General features: G+C 68.6%; 1 protein-coding gene. It reads right to left on the reverse strand.

The annotated features are described in order from the left end of the window. Positions 1–3 precede the first annotated feature (3 nt). Complete coding sequence (locus C5507_RS22010) at positions 4–1,014, reverse strand: IS481 family transposase (protein WP_104530604.1); 1,011 nt, start codon at positions 1,012–1,014, stop codon at positions 4–6. Positions 1,015–1,145: the final 131 nt, after the last annotated feature.

The following is a 1,145-nucleotide window of genomic DNA, read 5'->3' on the forward strand; positions in this document are numbered from 1 at the left end:
CGGCTAGGTGTGATGCCCAGCCAGGTTGTTCAACCTGGTGATGGGTGGCGCCTTCCCGACCGCTGAGTGGGGCCGGTGGTGGTTGTACTGGTGGACCCATGCTGGCAGAGCCGCGAGCCGAGCTGCCTCGGAGTTGTAGAACTTCTTGAACGCCCAGCCCTCGGTGAGTGTTCGGTGGAAGCGTTCGATCTTGCCGTTGGTCTGTGGGCGGTAGGGCCGGGTGCGCTTGGGCGTGATGCCCAGCTCGGCGCAGGTGTCCCGCCACAGGAAGGAGCGGTAGGCGCCGCCGTTGTCGCTGAGCACCCGGTGCACGGTGACGCCTCGTTCAGCGAACCAGGCGACGGCGTTGCGCAGCACGGCGACCGAGGTCTCCTTGGTCTCGTCGCCGCGCGCCTCGACGTAGGCGACGCGGGAGTGGTCGTCGATGACGGTGTGCAGGTAGCACGTTCCGATCAGCGGCTGGTGGTACTTGCTCTTCGGTGCACCGGTCCGGGCCGCGGTCCTCGCGCGGTTCCTCAAGCCCTGTTGCCGGCCGGTGTAGCGCCACCCGCCACCATCAGGGACCTTGCCGAGCTTCTTGACGTCGACGTGGATCAGGTCGCCAGGGCGTTCGTGCTCGTAGCGCCTGATCGGCTCGCCGGTCGCGCGGTCGATGTGTGTGAGCCGGTTGATCCGGCAGCGAACCAGGACCGCGTGCACGGTCGAGGGGGCCATGCCGAGCCGGTCGCCGATCTCTACGGGCCCCAGCCGCTGCTTCCAGCGCAGGTGCACGATCTTGCGCACCACCGGCGCCGGCGTCCGGTTCGGCTGACGATGCGGCGCCGAGGACCGGTCGAACATCCCCGCGGGCCCTTCGTCGCGGTAGCGCTCGGCCCACTTCTGCGCCGTGCGCCACGAGACGTCGTAGCGCTCGGCTGCGCGGGCTGGGGACCAGCCGTGGTCGATGACCAGCCGGCCAAGACGGAGTCGCGCGCGAGGCGTCAGAGCGGCGTTGGCATGGGTAGCGTGGGCCATGAAGGCCTCCTCTGGTGGCGGAGCGGTTCCTCGACAGCTCCACTCCACACCGGGAGGCCTTCGCCCATCTACAGCTCAGACACTGTGATCGCAGGTCCTCGACCAACGTGCCTGGGCATCACAGCTAGGGC

Origin of the sequence: Blastococcus saxobsidens (genome assembly GCF_002938435.1) — a bacterium.
In the GTDB taxonomy this organism is placed as follows: Bacteria; Actinomycetota; Actinomycetes; order Mycobacteriales; family Geodermatophilaceae; genus Blastococcus; species Blastococcus saxobsidens.

What these genes read in the sequence shown, in the direction of transcription:
- C5507_RS22010 (WP_104530604.1), bottom strand. Translation starts at nt 1,014, where the DNA reads ATGGCCCACGCTACCCATGCCAACGCCGCTCTGACGCCTCGCGCGCGA.